14 protein-coding genes and 1 other annotated feature (1 of these 15 running past the window's edge) are annotated in these 17,687 nt (G+C 47.0%); of the genes, 1 reads left to right on the forward strand and 13 read right to left on the reverse strand.

Annotated features, from left to right (window positions below; all coding sequences use genetic code 11):
- Positions 1–68: a binding site (T-box leader), on the reverse strand; it reaches 171 nt to the left of the window's first position.
- A gap of 37 nt (positions 69–105) precedes the next feature.
- The 9 genes from recN to yfmF form a co-directional block, all read right to left on the reverse strand.
- A complete protein-coding gene (gene recN, locus P9B68_RS01010) occupies positions 106–1,782 on the reverse strand; it encodes a DNA repair protein RecN (protein WP_277668300.1) in 1,677 nt (558 codons plus the stop codon).
- A gap of 4 nt (positions 1,783–1,786) precedes the next feature.
- Positions 1,787–2,236 (reverse strand): arginine repressor, encoded by a 450-nt coding sequence (locus P9B68_RS01015; RefSeq protein WP_135659214.1) that lies wholly within the window; start codon positions 2,234–2,236, stop codon positions 1,787–1,789.
- Position 2,237: 1 nt separating this feature from the next.
- Positions 2,238–3,110: an NAD(+)/NADH kinase gene (locus P9B68_RS01020; protein ID WP_330686029.1), complete on the reverse strand. Its 873-nt coding sequence runs from the start codon at positions 3,108–3,110 to the stop codon at positions 2,238–2,240.
- Positions 3,097–3,909 (reverse strand): TlyA family RNA methyltransferase, encoded by an 813-nt coding sequence (locus tag P9B68_RS01025; protein WP_277668302.1) that lies wholly within the window; start codon positions 3,907–3,909, stop codon positions 3,097–3,099. Before P9B68_RS01025 ends, P9B68_RS01020 begins: the two co-directional genes overlap by 14 nt.
- A complete protein-coding gene (gene dxs, locus P9B68_RS01030) occupies positions 3,906–5,762 on the reverse strand; it encodes a 1-deoxy-D-xylulose-5-phosphate synthase (RefSeq protein WP_277668303.1) in 1,857 nt (618 codons plus the stop codon). Before dxs ends, P9B68_RS01025 begins: the two co-directional genes overlap by 4 nt.
- 35 nt (positions 5,763–5,797) lie before the next feature.
- Positions 5,798–6,652, reverse strand: coding sequence for a bifunctional methylenetetrahydrofolate dehydrogenase/methenyltetrahydrofolate cyclohydrolase FolD (gene folD / locus P9B68_RS01035; protein WP_135659204.1), 855 nt, complete (start codon positions 6,650–6,652; stop codon positions 5,798–5,800).
- An 18-nt stretch (positions 6,653–6,670) separates the two neighbouring features.
- Positions 6,671–7,705 (reverse strand): prolipoprotein diacylglyceryl transferase, encoded by a 1,035-nt coding sequence (lgt, locus tag P9B68_RS01040; RefSeq protein WP_135659201.1) that lies wholly within the window; start codon positions 7,703–7,705, stop codon positions 6,671–6,673.
- An 81-nt stretch (positions 7,706–7,786) separates the two neighbouring features.
- On the reverse strand, positions 7,787–9,070 hold the full coding sequence (yfmH, locus tag P9B68_RS01045) for an EF-P 5-aminopentanol modification-associated protein YfmH (protein WP_277668304.1): 1,284 nt from the start codon (positions 9,068–9,070) through the stop codon (positions 7,787–7,789).
- Positions 9,067–10,350: an EF-P 5-aminopentanol modification-associated protein YfmF gene (yfmF, locus tag P9B68_RS01050; protein ID WP_135659194.1), complete on the reverse strand. Its 1,284-nt coding sequence runs from the start codon at positions 10,348–10,350 to the stop codon at positions 9,067–9,069. Before yfmF ends, yfmH begins: the two co-directional genes overlap by 4 nt.
- A gap of 206 nt (positions 10,351–10,556) precedes the next feature.
- Between yfmF and P9B68_RS01055 the strand changes: the two genes are divergently transcribed.
- Positions 10,557–11,465, forward strand: coding sequence for a DMT family transporter (locus P9B68_RS01055; RefSeq protein ID WP_277668305.1), 909 nt, complete (start codon positions 10,557–10,559; stop codon positions 11,463–11,465).
- Positions 11,466–11,519: 54 nt separating this feature from the next.
- On the opposite strand, the gene uvrA is transcribed toward P9B68_RS01055, so the two are convergent.
- Genes uvrA through pyrE form a run of 4 tightly spaced genes read right to left on the reverse strand, consistent with a single transcriptional unit; the run spans position 11,520 to position 17,674 of the window.
- The gene (gene uvrA, locus P9B68_RS01060; protein WP_277668306.1) at positions 11,520–14,339 is read right to left on the reverse strand and encodes an excinuclease ABC subunit UvrA; all 2,820 of its coding nucleotides are present in this window, start codon (positions 14,337–14,339) and stop codon (positions 11,520–11,522) included.
- A gap of 19 nt (positions 14,340–14,358) precedes the next feature.
- Positions 14,359–16,320 (reverse strand): excinuclease ABC subunit UvrB, encoded by a 1,962-nt coding sequence (gene uvrB, locus P9B68_RS01065; RefSeq protein WP_277668307.1) that lies wholly within the window; start codon positions 16,318–16,320, stop codon positions 14,359–14,361.
- A 3-nt stretch (positions 16,321–16,323) separates the two neighbouring features.
- Complete coding sequence (locus tag P9B68_RS01070) at positions 16,324–17,073, reverse strand: JAB domain-containing protein (RefSeq protein ID WP_135659184.1); 750 nt, start codon at positions 17,071–17,073, stop codon at positions 16,324–16,326.
- Between the two features lie 19 nt (positions 17,074–17,092).
- Positions 17,093–17,674 (reverse strand): orotate phosphoribosyltransferase, encoded by a 582-nt coding sequence (gene pyrE, locus P9B68_RS01075; RefSeq protein WP_135659182.1) that lies wholly within the window; start codon positions 17,672–17,674, stop codon positions 17,093–17,095.
- Positions 17,675–17,687: the final 13 nt, after the last annotated feature.

The following is a 17,687-nucleotide window of genomic DNA, read 5'->3' on the forward strand; positions in this document are numbered from 1 at the left end:
CTGCTTACACCACCCGCAGGCTCTCTTTGCCGTTTGGTCGGAGTACTTCTTCCCTTCATCGCTGTTAATATGCATTATATCGAATCAAATTGCTTCTGTCAAGCCTCATTCCTGTTTCTGCGCCATTTCAAGCATTTCTTCGGCATTCTGCAGCAGAAGCGGCGTAATCTGAGAGCCGCCCATTATCCGTGCCAATTCCTGCTTTCTGCCTTCAAAATCCAATTCCGTTACATTGGTAAAGGTTTTATTATCCTTCACATGCTTTTTAATGAGATATTGTGTATTTGCCAAAGCGGCGATCTGAGGCAAATGCGTAACACAGATCACCTGACGGTTTCTGGAAACCTCGCGGAGCTTCAGCCCAACCTTTTGGGCGGCACTTCCGCTGACGCCAGTATCCACTTCGTCGAAAATCAGTGTATCAATATCGTCTTTATCGGCCAAAACCGTTTTAATTGCAAGCATAATACGCGACAGTTCGCCGCCGGAGGCAATTTTTGCAATCGGCTTTGCGGGTTCGCCCGGATTTGTCGATATTAAAAACTGCAGCTTGTCGCAGCCAAGAGAATTCAGTTCGCAGCGTTCCTGTTCCACCTTAAAATCAATGTTCGGCATATCAAGGAAGCACAATTCCTTTTTTACTTTCATAACAAAAGCATCCGCAGTCTTTTTACGGCAGGCCGAAATTTCCTCCGCATATTTTTCGGCCTGTGCTTTCCTTTCGTTATATTTCTTTGTCAATTGAGCCGTTCTTTCATCGGAAAGCTGAATATCCTCCAACTGCTTTTTGGAATTTTCAAGGAATGCAAGCATTTCCTCAACGGTACTGCCGTATTTCAACCCCAGCCGGTACAGAACATCCAGTCTTGTTTCTATTCTGTCAAGTTCACCCGGGTCATATTCCAGTCCGTCCGTTAGATTTCGGATTTCGTCGCCGCAGTCTTCCAGCTCATATTGAATATTCGTGATTCTTTCCGTCAGCTCATGGAGTTCCGGATAATATCGTTCCGCTTCGGCCAGAGCGCCCGCCGCGGCGGAAACAGCGGCCAAAGCACCTTCACTATTTTCATCCCCATGCAGAGCGGCTTTTGCAGTATTGACCGAGTCCACAATCTTCTCCATATTCAAATATCTGGTCCGCGTCTGGTTCAGCTCCTCCTGCTCCCCGGCGCGCAGGTCGGCGGCTTCCAGTTCCTGTATTTGGTAAGCTAATAAGTCTATTTGCCTTGCTTTCTGCGCTTCATCCATTTGAGTGGAGTCCAGTTTCTTTTTGATTTCATTCATGGCTTCAAAAGCATCCTGATAGCTTTGGATGAGATCTTCCGGCACGCCCATCCGGTCAATATAGTGGATATGTAAATCGGGAGAAAGCAAATCGTAGCTTTCGTGCTGACCATGGATATTGATTAGAAACGGTCCGATTGCCTTTAAAACCGATACGGTTGCCGGGCGGCTGTTTATGCGGCAGACGGCTTTGCCGTCCATATGGAGTTCACGCTGGATCATGACGCTCCCGTCTTCCTCCGGCGCATACCCAAGCTCGTTCATCTGTCGTACTGCCTGTTCCCCTATATTCAAAAAAATCGCGGTGACATTGGCGGAATGAGCGCCGGTACGGATTAATTCGCGCGACGTTCTCACGCCAAGTATAGCGTTAATGGAATCGATCACAATGGATTTGCCCGCGCCGGTTTCACCCGTTAAGACATTCAATCCTTCATGAAAATCAATTCCGGTTTTTTCAATCACTGCAATATTTTCAATATAAAGCTGAGACAACATGCAATCACCCAACCATTTTTTTCAATTCGGCTACCATTTGCTGTGCCTGTTCTTCATTTTTTACAGCAATAAAGATTGTATCATCGCCCGCAAGAGTACCGATAATGTTCGGCAAGTGCATGGAGTCGATTGCCACGCAGACAGCCTGTGCCATACCGGTTAAGCACTTAACAATAACCATGTTACCGGCGAAATTAATCTGTACCGCAGAATCGGACAAAAGGGAATACAGCTTCGTGGGATAGTCCCTTGTATTCTCCTGCCCTACGGAATATTTATATTTCCCATCCGGGGACAATGTTTTAATCAGCCTTAATTCTTTTATATCGCGGGAGACCGTAGCCTGAGTTACTTCAAACCCATTCTCCCGCAGGCGTCGCAACAGTTCTTCCTGCGTATCAATCGTATAGGCATTGATCAGCTCAAGAATCTTTGCGTGTCGTCGTGCTTTCAAATCAAATTCTCCTTTCTGTTAATTTTTTATTAACAACCTCATAGAAATTGTTATCCTTTAATTTTATAATACCTGCCGAACGCTCGGAACGGCAAAAATCAATTTTTTGGTTATCCTCTATCTGAATAAAAGTGTCCCCGTCAATGGTAAGAAAAATCTCGCTGTTATAGTTGGAAGTAGCCGTAACGCTCAATTTTGCATCCGGACCGAAAACAACCGGTCGGGTTAACAGGGAATGAGGGCAAATCGGCGTAAGCAAAATACAGCAGATACTCGGATCGATGATCGGTCCGCCGGCGGAAAGAGAATAGGCGGTCGAGCCGGTAGGCGTCGAGACTATCAACCCGTCCGCACGGTAATTGCAAACATTCTTGCGGTTGAAATGCACGGTAAAATCCAATATTCTGGACAGCGCCCCCCGCGCGATTACCGCGTCATTTAATGCGTAATAGGTTTCTTTATGGCCGTTATTTTCAAGCCGGATTTCCAGAAGCATCCGGTTTTCGATTTCATAATCGCCATCGACCAAATCCTTCAGACTGTCCAATTCATTCGTTTCCAATTCGGCCACAAATCCGAGCCGTCCAACATTAATGCCTAAAATCGGTTTTCCCGCCACCGCCGCATGTCTGGAACAATGAATAATCGTTCCGTCGCCGCCTACGGCAATCACCACGTCGCAGTCGAACATCATTTTGTCAAAATCATCGTAAAATGTGATCCTTGAATTTGCAAAACAACTTTTCAAATTCGAACGCATAAAGACTTCCGCCCCAAATTTGTGAAGCTTATGAACGACCTCCAGTGTGTGGAGCTGAGCGTTATGTTTGCTTAAATTCGGAATGAGGGCTACTTTCAAATTAGTCACCACCACTTAATTGCTTATGCGACTCTTCCACGATCCCTTTTATATCCAATTCGACACTAGCCGGTTCGTCGGATTTTTGTAGAAAGATCAGATATTCAATATTTCCTTCCGGCCCTTTTATCGGTGAATACGTCAGCCCCAATATGGAAAAACCGTTTTCTAATACGAAATGGACGATCTTATCAATCACTTCTATATGGACGCCTTTATCCCTTACAACGCCTTTTTTGCCGACCTTTCCGCGTCCCGCCTCGAATTGCGGTTTAATCAGGCAGACCGCCTGCGCATTCTCCGCCAGCAAGGCCCTTGCTGGCGGAAGGACGAGACAAAGCGAGATGAAAGAAACATCCACGCTGAAAAAGTCCACTTTATCCGGTACCTGTTCCGTCGTGATATACCGTACATTTGTGCGTTCCAAGTTAACTACCCTGGGATCGGTCCGCAGTTTCCACGCAAGCTGCCCGTAGCCTACGTCAATCGAATATACCTTTTTCGCTCCGTTTTGCAGCATGCAATCGGTAAAGCCTCCGGTAGAAGCCCCGATGTCCATCGCAATTTTCCCCTTCAAATCAATTGGGAAAACAGACAGCGCCTTTTCCAGCTTCCAGCCGCCCCGGCTGACGTAAGGCATCTTTTCTCCGCGGATTTCCACTTTCGTATCGATTGGCAACATTGTGCCCGGCTTGTCGAATTTTTGGTTATTTACATATACATTGCCCAACATAATCATGGCTTTTGCTTTTTCCCTGCTTTCAGCAAGTCCAAGGTCCAAAAGCAGACAGTCAAGCCTTTTTTTCTCTATCAATTTTTGCACTCCGTTAGAATCATATTTACCATGCCCTTGTCGTCAAGCCCAAGCGCGTTAAGCGACTGTAGCATAGTTGCATGCGGGACAAAATTGGTAATTGCCCGCAGAAAATATTTACCTTTATATCCAAATTTATTCAGCAGGTAGCTGAAATGCTCCCCAATTCCTCCATGCTGAATTCCTTCTTCGAAGAAAAAGACCATTTCTGCGTCTGCAGCACTTGCAACTGCGCCCGGGTCAACCGGTATAATCTGGTTCAGCTTAATAATTCGAACCGAAATCCCATGCTGTTTTAAATCGGAAATTGCTTTACATACAAAGGAAAACAATCTTCCATAGGTCACAATAACCGTTTTCGCATCCTTCTCTCCGTAAGTATCGAAGGACATTCCCGTACTTTCAAAGTCGTACGGCTTAAAAAAGGGTTTTCCTCTTGGATAGCGTACAGCAGAAATCCCTTTGCAATGATAGATTGCCAGATCAAGACTCTGGTACATTTCGTCATAATACGCAGGAGAAAACACCGTTATATTCGGAATTGTGTTTAAAAAGGCTACGTCAAAAATTCCCTGATGCGTTTCCCCGTCCTCGCCCACTATGCCCGCACGGTCAATGGCAAAAGTGAGCTTCACCTTTTGTATGGCGGCGTCGTGGATAATCTGGTCATAACTGCGCTGCAAAAAGGTGGAATATACAGCAAAAACCGGGTGCATGCCCCCGGATGCGAGCCCGCCCGCAAAAGTCACCGCATGTTCTTCGGCAATCCCGGTGTCAAAAAAGCGTTCGGGAAACTGTTTTGCAAATCCAGTTAGCCCCGTCCCCATCTGCATGGCGGCCGTTATGGCACAAATGCGGCTGTCGTTTGCCGCCAAGGTGCAGAGATGGTTTCCGAATACACTGGAAAAGTTTTCGCCGGTGAATTGGGATTTCCCCGTTTTAATATCAAAACTTGCAATCCCGTGAAATGCTCCCGGATTTTGCTCCGCATAGGAATAACCTTTTCCTTTATGCGTCAGCACGTGCAAAAGCACCGGATGATCAATATTCTTTGCATTTTCCAGAACATCGATTAATTTTCCCAGATCATGTCCGTCAAAGGGGCCGTAATAGTAAAATCCCATGTCCTCAAAGATGGTGTTGTTATATAAAATCTGTTTTAATGCCATCTTCGTTTTGGAGAGAAAACGATGAATCGGTTTACCTAAATGTGGAAGACTGTCGACAGCATTCTCCACATTGCCCTTTACCCGAAAATATCCCGGTTTTGTGCGAATATGAGCCAAGTAGCGGGCAATGGAACCAACATTCCGGGATATAGACATCTTATTATCGTTTAAAATAACAATTAAATTCTTTTTAAAGCGCCCGGCATTGTTTAAGCCTTCATAGGCAAGGCCACCGGTCAGCGCGCCATCACCGATAACGGCGATCACATGACCGGGTTCGCCGGTCAGCATTTTTGCATTGGCAATGCCGAGTGCCGCAGAAATAGAAGTACTGCTGTGCCCCGCATTAAATGCATCATAAGGGCTTTCCTGGCGGTTGGGATACCCGGAAAGACCACCCTTTGTCCGGATTGTTGAAATGGCTTTTCGCCTGCCGGTCAGGATTTTATGCGTATAGGATTGATGCCCAACATCCCAAACAATTTTATCATATTCAGAATAAAACACCCGGTGCAACGCAACGGTCAATTCCACAACGCCCAGATTGGAAGCCAGATGCCCCCCGTTGTTGGAAACTGTTTTTATAATTTTTTCACGTATTTCCTTGCAGAGTTCATTTAGCTCGCTGATTGAAAAGTTTTGCAAATCTTTCGGAAAATTTATTTTTTCTAAAAGGTTGTCCATTCTAAAACCTCTTTGGACAGCACCCAAAAGCACGCTTATTTTAGCCAGTTTTGACTTTTGGCTGCTGTTACCGTGTTTTGAAGAAGCATTGCAATCGTCATCGGACCTACGCCACCTGGAACCGGTGTTATGTAGGAAGCCACTTTCTCTACATTTTCGTAATCAACGTCGCCACACAGTTTGCCGTTTTCATCACGGTCCATGCCGACGTCGATCACCGCAGCGCCGCGCTTTACCATATCTGCGGTTACAAACTTCGGTTTTCCAACCGCCGCGACAAGAATATCTGCGTTCCTGCAAATCTCCTTCAGATTTTTTGTTTTGCTGTGACAAATTGTCACCGTACCGTTATTATGAAGCAAAAGCATGGCCATCGGTTTACCGACAATATTGCTACGGCCGATTACAACGCAGTTCTTCCCTGCAATTTCAATATTCTCCGAGCGCAGAAGCTCAATAACACCCGCAGGGGTACAGGGCAGAAAATGATAATTTCCGATCATAATCCTGCCAACATTGGACGGGTGAAACGCGTCAACATCCTTGTCCGGATGAATCGCCTCCACTACTGCTTTCTCATCCAGACCATTCGGAAGGGGGGACTGAACCAGAATCCCGTGAATGTCTTTTTTCACATTCAGCTTTGCAACCAGCTCCATCAGTTCATCCTGTGAAGTGGCAGCGGGAAGCGCATATTCCTCGGAATAAATTCCAACCTGTGCACAAGCCTTTTTCTTGTTGTTGACATAAGTCCTTGATGCGGGATCATCCCCGACAATTACGACCGCAAGCCCGGGTGTAACGCCCTGTTTTTTCAGCTCTGCCACTTCAAAGGCTACCTTTGCGCGGACTTTTTCCGCAACTGCTTTTCCGTCAATCCGAATAGCCATTCTCTGCCCTCCGTTCTTCTATTTCGTATTCGTTTCCGAAGCTTCCGGAGCTTCTTTTCCTTCGTTATCCGAACCTTCCGCCGTTTCTTCCGCGAAAGGTTCCCCACCAACCGATTCATCTGAATCGGAAGGGGTTTCCGCATCTTCTGTATCCTTTTCTGCCAACTCGTCCGCGCCGCTTTCCATGCATTCCGCCGGAACTTCATCCACAATGGCGTTCAGCTCCATTACCTTTGCAGAACCGCACCCGAGAAGCGAAGTGCGGTTGCGGAAAATAATCAGCAGCACAACGCCCGCAAGAACCGTCACGGCTGCAACAACCTGCGATACTCTTAAAGGCACAACCGGCGTAATCAGGCTGTCGGTCCTCAGGCCTTCAATAAAGAAGCGGCCAACGCCATACCAGATTAAATACAGGAGAAATACCTGCCCGTCATATTTTCTAAGCTTGCGGCTGAAAATATGTAGCAGCACAAAACCAAGAATACACCACAGGGATTCATAAAGAAAACACGGATGCACTGGATTATTGGTCACCGCATATGTTCTTTCGCTGACCATTCCCCACGGAAGTTTCGTTTCAACACCAAAAGCTTCCTGGTTGACAAAGTTTCCCCAGCGCCCGATGGCCTGTCCGATTAAAAAGCCAAGCGAAGCGATATCCAAAACAGCGGGTATGCTGATTTTGCGGAGTTTCGCCATCAGGGCACCGCAGAGCATACCGCCGATAATCCCGCCGTAAATTGCCAACCCGCCTTCCCAAATGTAAAGTGCGCTGACCGGGTTCCTCAAATACTGATCGCTGGTGTCGAATATGACATAATATGCTCTGGCACCGATAATCCCTCCGATAATTCCAAGGATTACCACGTCGATTAGCTTATCCTGATCAATATTGAACTTTTTACAGCTTGCCATTGCATAGGAAAAAGCAAGTAAAAATCCTACCGCAATAATTACGCCATACCATCTAACCGAAAAAGACCCGATCGAAAAGGCAATCGGGTTAATTGTAAAATGGAAGCCTAATCCGGGAAATTGAACATGATACATATACTCCACCATTCTCCACGCGCAAAATTAAGCGTTTCTGCCAATCTCCGCGTGGGAAGTATTGGCAGAATTCCGCTAAGTTTAATCTATCGGTTTAACAATGGAAAGGACAGATGAATCCGCCCGCAACTGTGTATTCAGGCGCGCCTGGACGGAAGCAATATCTGCCTGTGAAACCGAATCAACATAATGAAACAGCTCATGGCCAGTAAAAGCAAGCGAAGCCAACGTATTTGCAATATTATCTACACTATTGAAGGAAGAGATAAGGCGCCCGTAAACTGCTTTCTTCGAACGCTCAAAGGCGACCGGGTCAATTCCCTGCGTGCGGAGCTTTTCCGCTTCTTTTTTAATTTCGTCCGCAACGGCATCCGGGTCTTTGGATTCTCCGGAAAAAATAACGGACGCATAACCAGGGCCTTCAAAATATTCATACGCAAAAGTGGACTGATTGATCAGTTCCGCATCCAGAAGCCTGCGGAAAAGCGGGGAAGAATCGGATGCCATTAATTCAAGCAGGATTTCCGTTTGGGCGATTTCTTCCGCCGAAACACGATTTTTACCAACCTTTTCTTTAAAGCCAAGTTGGAAGATCGTTGTGGAAACGGACAGCTTCTGCTCAATTCTGCTCTGAACAACTTCGTCGGGCTCGTTTTCAAAAATGCGGTCAATAGAAAGATGCTTGGAAGGTTTCAGCATTTTATCGCAAAGTTCAAGAACCTTATTGACCTCCACATTGCCCGCCACGCACAAGACCATATTGTTCAGGTTATAAAAAGTATTGTAGCATTTGTAAAGCAGTTCCGGCGTAATCTGTGCAATGCTTTCAACCGTTCCGGCAATGTCGATTTTTACCGGATGATTATGGTACATCGCACGTAAAAGGTTAAACATTACGCGCCATTGCGGATCATCGTCGTACATGCGAATTTCCTGTCCGATAATGCCCTGCTCCTTCTGTACCGTCTGCTCAGTAAAATAAGGGGACTGGACAAAATCCAACAGGATTTCCAAAGATTCATATACATTTTCCGTACAGGAAAACAGATAGCAGGTTTTATCGAAGGAAGTATACGCGTTTGCCGAAGCGCCTGTCTTTGCAAAGCGTGCAAAAGCGTCGCCGTCTTCACTTTCAAAAAGCTTGTGTTCCAAATAGTGGGCAATCCCAGCGGGGACTTTATTCGGCTCACTATCATCACTCGACTTGAAACACATATCAATTGACCCGTACCGGGTTCCAAAAACTGCGTAAGTGGAATTATTATTCTCTTTCGGATAAACAAAAATTCTGAGCCCGGATGGATGCTCTACTTCATAATATCGGTCACCGACCCGGTCGCTTTTAATCTCCTTGATAATATTCATACTTGTTCCTCCCCGTTTCCCTCTAAACGATAAACCGTATCAAGCGTTACACGGTTTGCCGCGTCAATGATTTCCTGACGGGTGACGGAATTAACAATTGCCGCCGCTTCCTCCGGACGTTTGATCTGATTGGAGAAGGTCTGAGAAAGGTACCAAGCTTCCAAGCCGCCTAGTGAATCGGACAGTGTGCGGTAGCTGTTGCTCAAGCTCAGCTTAGCCGCATCCACTTCACTATCGTCAAATTCGCCTTTTTTAATTTTTTCAAGCTGAACCAGAATTTCTTCGCGGGCCTTGTCGATATTTTTTGTTTCGACTCCGCTTTGCACCAGCATAATGCCCTTCATCGCATTGTACAACGCGCTGCAATAATAGCAAAGGCTCAGCCTTTCACGGACATTCAAAAACAGCTTAGAGTTCGGCGTCCCGCCGTATAAAGAGGCCATTAGTGTCGATGTTTCCACTTTTTCATCGGGAATCGCCGTCTGGGTCCGGAAGCCCATAACCAGCTTGGACTGCGCGACATCCATTTTATCGGTAACGTCTTTCACCCGATCCGCCTGTTTTATGATTTTCGTCGGGCAATCTACTGTGGATTTTTTCCCTACCTTTTGGAATGCTTCACAAAAGCCCTCGTAAACCGGAGCCGGGTCGCAATCCCCTAAGACCATAATCTCCGCTTTGGCGTTGTGAATCAAATAGAGCCACGCTTCGGTAAGCTCTTCGCGCTTCAGATTCTGAATCGCTTCTCTGCTGCCGTAGCGCTTGATTCCGTACGGCTCGTTGCTGCACATAATCTCCTCGCAGCGCTGCCTCGCATAAATACGCTTATCGTTAAATTCAGAATCGATCAGCTCGATCGTCTGCCGTTTTTCCTGTTCGAAGCCCTCCTTCGGAAAGAGGCCGTCCTCAAACGGAGGGTCAAAAATAATACTGCAAAGCAGCTTAGAAAGTTCCCCCGCAATATTTTCGCCTTGTAGTGCATAACGATTTGCAATGCCGACAGCGGAAACGGAAAGAAGCTGTGCGTCGCCGAGCTTCTGGACATCCGCGTTCAATTCGGCGCCATACAATTCCGCCAGACGCTGGCCGAGTTTTGTAAAATCAGGGTACTCTCTGCTGGCCCGGCTAAGCAGAAACGGCAAAATCGCATAGGAAGCCGCGGTTTGCTTTTGTATCGGCAATAAAAAATTAACGGACATACGAACCGTTTTGAAACGGGTATCTTTCACGCTTCTGAAATTTACGCCTTCACAAACGGAACGCTGTTCTATACCTAACATTCAATTATTCATCTCCAAAATTTTACTTACTAAAATTCAAAAAACATTATATCACAAACCCTTACTTTAGAAAAGAAATAATATAATAAAAATTTATGAACATGCAATGATTTTTGTATTATATTAGCATTTTATCCGAATAACCGGCTTTGCTGCTTGCAGCAGAAACGTATAAATGATATAATAATGCAACGAGGTGTAAAGATTTGGAAATAAAAAATAAAGCAATGGCAGCCGATTTAGGACTGGTTTTTATAACCATCATCTGGGGCAGCGGATTTGTTGTCGTAAAGAATACTGTCGATGCAATTCCGCCCGGCTATATGATAGCCATGCGTTTTGGAATCGCGGTCGGCCTGATGTGTTTGATCTTCTTTAACCGGCTGAAAAAACTAAATTGGAACTGCATAAAATCCGGGATAATCCTTGGTTTGCTGATGTTCATTTCCTATTATCTGCAAACCGTTGGAATACAATATACGACAGCCGGGAACAATGCGTTTCTCACAGCAGTATATGTGGTTGTCGTCCCCTTTTTGTACTGGATTATTCGAAAAGAAAAGCCGGACGCATATAATATTTTCGCTGCGCTTTTATGCATTGTGGGCATTGGGCTGCTCACCCTTCGCTCGGGTTTCTCCATGAATATCGGCGATATGCTTTCCCTGTTCTGCGGGATCACCTTTGCCGCGCAAATCGTAGCTGTAAGTATTTTAGCCGAAAAGAATGATCCTATTCTCATTTCGTTTACGCAATTTGTTGTTACCGCAATTCTTGCGTTCGCCGTGGCCCTTTTCACAGAACCGTTTCCGACAGAAATGGACGCAAACGCTGTCTTGTCCACTTTTTATATCGGAATTTGCTGTACGCTGATTGCGCTTGTTCTTCAAACGGTCTGCCAGAAATACACGCCGCCGGCAAGGGCTTCGTTGATTATGTCTTTGGAATCCCTCTTTGGTTCCATATTCGGAATCATTTTCTTGAGTGAATCGCTGACAATGAAAACCTTTTTCGGGTCAATTTTGATTTTCCTTTCTATTATGATTTCGGAAATGAAACCTTCCTTTTTAAAGCTGGAAAAGAAGAGTTTGGAAGTACCGGATCATTCAAAATAACAAAAACTTAAAAAAGAACGGCTATCTGCTTTGCTGTTGGATAGCCGTTCTTTTTTACAGCATTTTTTTCAGATACTGCCCGGTATAGGATTCTTTTACTTCCACAATTTGCTCCGGAGCCCCTTTGGCGATCACTCTGCCGCCGCCGTCCCCACCTTCCGGTCCAAGATCAATAATATAATCCGCCGTCTTAATCAAATCCAGATTATGCTCGATGACTACAACCGTGTTGCCATTGTCCACCAGCTTCTGCAAGACTTCGATCAGCTTGTGGACGTCTGCAATATGCAGGCCGGTTGTCGGTTCGTCCAGAATATAAATGGTTTTGCCCGTCGGGCGCTTGGAAAGCTCGGTGGCAAGCTTTACACGCTGTGCTTCGCCGCCGGACAGCGTAGTGGCTGGTTGCCCTATTTTAATATACCCCAGCCCTACTTCTTGCAGGATTTTCAGTTTCCGCGCGATTTTCGGTATGCTGGAAAAGAACTCCAACCCTTCCTCCACCGTCATTTCCAGAACGTCGTAAATGCTTTTTCCCTTATATTTGATTTCGAGCGTTTCCCGGTTGTAGCGCCTCCCCTTACACACATCGCATGAGACGTACACATCCGGAAGAAAATGCATTTCAATTTTAATAATGCCGTCGCCTTGACAGGCTTCGCAACGCCCGCCTTTTACATTAAAGGAAAAACGGCCCGAATTGAAACCGCGCAGCTTGGCGTCCTGTGTGGAAGCGTACAGCTCGCGTATATCCGTAAACACACCCGTATAGGTTGCTGGGTTGGAGCGCGGTGTTCTTCCGATGGGGGATTGGTTAATCTGAATCACCTTGTCCAGTTCCGAAACACCCTTAATCGCTTTAAACGCGCCCGGGCGGCATTTCGCACCGTTAAGCTCCGAAGCAAGGTATTTATACAGGATTTCATTGATCAGCGAGGATTTTCCGGAACCGGAAACCCCGGTAATGCAGACAAACTCGCCGAGCGGGATTTCCACATCCACATCCTTCAGGTTGTTCTGGGCCGCTCCCAGAATCGCGAGCTTTTTCCCGTTGCCCTTGCGCCGGGTTTTGGGAACCTCGACCTTTTTCGCACCGCTCAGATACTGTCCGGTTATGGATTTTTCACATTTGATAAGATCCTCCATCTTGCCGTTAAACACGACATTCCCGCCGTGAATTCCCGCACCGGGGCCGATATCCACAACGTGGTCGGCCGCACGTATGGTATCCTCGTCATGTTCAACCACAATTACGGTGTTCCCTAAATCACGCAGGTGCTTGAGGGTGGCAAGGAGCTTGTTATTGTCGCGCTGGTGAAGCCCGATACTTGGTTCATCAAGGATATACAACACGCCCATGAGGGAGGAACCGATCTGTGTAGCAAGACGGATGCGCTGGCTCTCCCCTCCGGAAAGCGTGCCAGAGGAACGGGAAAGAGTCAGATACTCTAACCCGACACTTTTCAGGAATCCCAGCCTGCTTTTGATTTCCTTTAAAATAGAGGAAGCGATCATGGCTTCCCGGTTCGAAAGCGTAAGGTTATTGAGAAAATCCAGCGCCTGTGTGACGGATTTGTCGCAGAAATCACTAATATTGATTCCGCCGACCGTTACGCCCAGACTGATGGGAGACAAGCGCTTCCCATGACAGGCGTCGCAGGGAATTGCGCTCATGTAGGCCTCGATTTCTTCCTTAATCCAACTGCTCTGGGTTTCCCGAAAACGACGCTCCAGATTATTGATAATCCCTTCGAATTCCACCTCATAAACGCCGCTTCCGTATTCGTTGCGGCGCTCCACCTTGATTTTTTCGCCTTTCGTACCATAAAGGATAATATCGATAATTTCCGGCGGAAGCTCCCCGATTGGGGTATCCAGAGAAAAATGATAGTGCTTTGCAAGCGCGTTAAGATACATGGAGGCAATCGTACTGCCTTCCATGGCCCAGCCACTCGCCTTTAATCCGCCCTTATTAATGGAAAGTGCTTTGTTCGGAATAATCAGATCCGGGTCAATTTTCATAAATACGCCGAGCCCGGTGCATTTCGGGCAGGCGCCGAACGGGTTATTAAAGGAAAACATCCTTGGGGAAAGCTCCTCTACGCTGATGCCGTGTTCCGGGCAGGCGTAGTTCTGTGAAAACGTAATGTCCTCCCCTCCAACAATGCTTACAACCGTAATTCCGCCCGCCAACGCGGAGGCCGTTTCAATCGAGTCCGATAAACGCGACTGAATCGATGGATGAATTACGAGCCTGTCCACAACGATTTCAATGGTATGCTTTTTGTTTTTCTCAAGCTTGATATTTTCGGATAGGTCGTAAATGATGCCATCCACGCGAACGCGGACAAAGCCGCCCTTCCGGGCGGCTTCAAATTCTTTTACGTGCTCTCCCTTACGGCCGCGGACAACCGGAGCCAGCACTTGAATTTTCGTTTCCTCCGGTAAATTCAGAATCCGATCGACAATCTGGTCAATCGTTTGCTGTTTGATTTCTCTGCCGCAAATCGGGCAGTGAGGTACCCCGATCCGCGCATACAAAAGGCGCAGGTAATCGTAGATTTCCGTTACGGTCCCAACCGTGGAACGCGGATTTTTCGACGTTGTTTTCTGATCGATGGAAATTGCGGGAGAAAGCCCTTCAATATAATCCACATCCGGCTTTTCCATTTGCCCCAGGAACTGGCGTGCGTAGGAAGAAAGCGATTCAACATAACGGCGCTGCCCCTCGGCATAGATCGTGTCGAAAGCAAGGGAGGATTTCCCCGACCCGGAAAGGCCGGTAAATACAATCAGTTCGTCACGTGGAATTTCAATATCGATATTTTTTAAATTATGTTCTCTCGCGCCTTTTACAAAAATGTTCTTTGTCGTCATTAAATTGAAACCTCCATGCTCATTTGCCGCCGCTGAGCTGTTTGATTTTATCACGTAGATAAGCCGCGTGTTCAAATTCAAGCAGCTTTGCAGCCGCTTTCATTTCCTTTGTAAGCTGCTCAATCATCCGTATGCGTTCGGCCGGGCTTAAGCGCTTCTGCTTCTTCTCTTTATCATCCTCTTTATGCGTCGAAATTTCAAGGATTTCCGATACTTTCTTGGTAATCGTCTTCGGAACGATGCCATGCTCCTTATTGTAAGCCGTCTGGAGCGCGCGACGGCGTTCCGTTTCCCGGATTGCCGACTCCATGGAAGGTGTGACGGAATCGGCATACATGATGACCTGTCCGTGCGCGTTGCGCGCGGCGCGGCCGATCGTCTGTATCAGCGAGCGCTCCGAACGTAGGAATCCTTCCTTATCTGCATCCAAAATGGCAACGAGGGAAACCTCCGGAATATCCAGCCCCTCGCGCAGCAAGTTGATTCCGACCAGCACGTCGAACTCGCCAAGGCGCAGGTCGCGGATAATTTCCATGCGTTCAACCGTATCAATATCATGGTGCATATAGCGCACGCGGATTCCCATACTCTCCAGATATGAGGTCAGATCCTCCGCCATTTTCTTCGTTAATGTCGTTACAAGAACGCGCTCCCCGTTTGCGGTTCGCAGATTGATTTCCGAAATCAAGTCGTCGATTTGCCCGTCCGTGGGCTTCACAATAACTTCCGGATCGACAAGGCCGGTGGGGCGAATTACCTGCTCCACAATCTGGGTTGATTTTTCCTTTTCAAAATCGCCGGGAGTTGCGCTGACAAAAACAGCCTGATTCAAATGACTGTAAAATTCATCAAAATTCAGCGGACGGTTGTCGTAAGCCGACGGAAGCCGGAACCCATATTCAATCAGCGATTCCTTGCGCGCCCGGTCGCCGGCGTACATGGAACGGACCTGGGGCAGAGTAACATGCGATTCATCCACAAATAGCAAAAAATCCTTCGGAAAATAATCCAGAAGAGTAAACGGCGCGCTTCCTGGCTCCCGTCCGGACAATACGCGTGAGTAATTTTCAATCCCTTTGCAAAAACCGATTTCCTGCAGCATCTCGACATCATACAGCGTACGCTCCCGGATCCGCTGCGCTTCAATCAGTTTATCCCTGCTTTTAAAGTTTGCAACGCGCTCTTCCATTTCCTCTAGAATTTCTTTGACCGCACGTTGCATTTTTTCTTTGGGTACAATATAGTGGGACGCAGGATAAATGGCAACATGTTTCAAGACGGCTTTTAATTCTCCGGTCAAAGCATTGATTTCGCTGATCCGGTCAATTTCGTCCCCGAAAAATTCCACGCGGATAACCGTATCGTTTGACTGAGCCGGAAAAATCTCTACAACATCGCCCCGTGCGCGGAACTTATTGCGGGTTAAACTGATATCGTTCCGCTCGTATTGTATTTCGACCAGCTTGCGAAGTAGTTCGTCCCTGCTCTTCTGCATTCCCGGGCGTAGGGAAATAACCATTGTACGGTAATCAATTGGGCTGCCGAGGCTGTAGATACAGGATACGCTGGCGACAATAATTACATCGCGGCGCTCCGAAAGAGCTGAGGTAGCAGAGTGCCTCAGCTTATCGATTTCATCGTTAATCGCAGAATCCTTTTCAATATAGGTGTCCGTCGTGGCAATATACGCTTCCGGCTGGTAATAATCATAATAGCTTACAAAGTACTCAACCGAATTTTCCGGGAAAAACTCACGAAACTCGGAACAAAGCTGTGCCGCAAGCGTTTTATTGTGCGCAAGAACCAGCGTCGGGCGGTTCAGTTTTGCAATGACATTTGCCATTGTAAACGTTTTTCCGGAGCCGGTAACGCCAAGAAGCGTCTGTTCCCTATCGCCTCGTAAAATCCCGTCAACAAGCTGTTGAATTGCTTTGGGTTGATCACCCTTCGGCTGATATTTTGAAACCAATTTAAAATCCATAGTCTACTCCGTATCGATTCCGGAATCAAAAACCTCCGGTAAAATACCACTATTTGCAATAGAAAAGAAATCATTTCCGCTTACGATAATATGATCAATCAATTTAACTTCTACTGTTTTCAGCGCTTCGCTGATCCATTCGGTTGAACGAAGATCCTGCCTGGACGGCATACAATCCCCGCTTGGATGATTATGCGAAAGGATCGCATAGGCCGCGTTATATTGAACGGCAAGCCGGACAATATTTTTCACGTAAATGTTTGCCGTCGTTACCGTCCCTTCGTTCATAACGCTGCAATAAATCATCCGGTTTCTGCTGTCCAGAAGCATGAGGACAATGACTTCCTCGGGACGGCCGATAAATTTATTGACCAAAATTCTGCCGGCTTCCTCATAGCTGAAAATCATGACTTTGTCCTTGTCCAAATTCTCCTGGTACCTACGGCAAAGCTGTGGGATTAATTTTATCAGCGTAGCGGCGGACTTACCCATTCCGTCCACTTTTAGGAGCTCTTCGTACGGTGCGTCGAACACCGCAGAAAGTGAACCGAATTTCTGCAGCAGAGCATGTCCAATCGGATTCGTGTCCTTTAATGGGATTCCATAATAAAGAAGCAATTCCAAAACCGCGTGCGGTTCAAAGCCGTCAAGTCCTTCTTTCAGAAACTTGTTTTTTACTCGTTCTCTGTGTCCAGTATGAACAGGCTTGGCCGCATTTGCCTTTTTCTCATGGCCATCCTTGTTTTGAACCAACGGCGCCTGCCCCCTATTTTTATATTTTTCGGCTTCCGGGTTTTACGGGTGCCGGCGCACCGGCCTTACAGAGGGGACATTCTTCCGGCTCCCAGGACTGCACATCTACAGATATAACGGCCTTAAACGGCACGCCGAAATCAATTTTTCCTCCGGTGCGGTCTACAATAGAGCCTACGCCAACAACCACGCCGCCCGCTTCCTTCACAAGGTCAATGACCTCGCGGACGGAACCGCCGGTTGTAACAACATCCTCTACAATCAGGACTCTGTCGCCGGGTGTAACGGCAAACCCCCGCCGCAAAGTCATTTTGCCGTTTTCATCCCGTTCGGTGAAAAAGTTTTCGCAATGCAGGGAGCGGCTTACCTCATAAGCCATTTGCACCGCGCCCATTGCCGGTCCGATTACGATTTGCACGTTGTCGTTCTGATACTTTTCCGCAAGGGCGGAGCAAAGCTCCTCGCTGTATTTTGTATTTCGAAATATTTTTGCACATTGCAAATATTTATTGCTATGTCTTCCGGAAGTTAATTTGAAATGCCCTTCGAGCAATACCCCCGCTTCCTGTAAGATTTCCATAACTCTCTTCTGTGTTATCATAAACAGCTCTTCT

It is taken from the genome of Caproiciproducens galactitolivorans (genome assembly GCF_029266045.1).
In the GTDB taxonomy this organism is placed as follows: Bacteria; Bacillota; Clostridia; order Oscillospirales; family Acutalibacteraceae; genus Caproiciproducens; species Caproiciproducens galactitolivorans.

What these genes read in the sequence shown, in the direction of transcription:
- yfmH (WP_277668304.1), bottom strand. Translation starts at nt 9,070, where the DNA reads ATGAATATTATCAAGGAGATTAAAAGCGACCGGGTCGGTGACCGATAT.
- folD (WP_135659204.1), bottom strand. Translation starts at nt 6,652, where the DNA reads ATGGCTATTCGGATTGACGGAAAAGCAGTTGCGGAAAAAGTCCGCGCA.
- pyrE (WP_135659182.1), bottom strand. Translation starts at nt 17,674, where the DNA reads ATGATAACACAGAAGAGAGTTATGGAAATCTTACAGGAAGCGGGGGTA.
- dxs (WP_277668303.1), bottom strand. Translation starts at nt 5,762, where the DNA reads ATGGACAACCTTTTAGAAAAAATAAATTTTCCGAAAGATTTGCAAAAC.
- recN (WP_277668300.1), bottom strand. Translation starts at nt 1,782, where the DNA reads ATGTTGTCTCAGCTTTATATTGAAAATATTGCAGTGATTGAAAAAACC.
- uvrA (WP_277668306.1), bottom strand. Translation starts at nt 14,339, where the DNA reads ATGACGACAAAGAACATTTTTGTAAAAGGCGCGAGAGAACATAATTTA.
- yfmF (WP_135659194.1), bottom strand. Translation starts at nt 10,350, where the DNA reads ATGTTAGGTATAGAACAGCGTTCCGTTTGTGAAGGCGTAAATTTCAGA.
- lgt (WP_135659201.1), bottom strand. Translation starts at nt 7,705, where the DNA reads ATGTATCATGTTCAATTTCCCGGATTAGGCTTCCATTTTACAATTAAC.
- uvrB (WP_277668307.1), bottom strand. Translation starts at nt 16,320, where the DNA reads ATGGATTTTAAATTGGTTTCAAAATATCAGCCGAAGGGTGATCAACCC.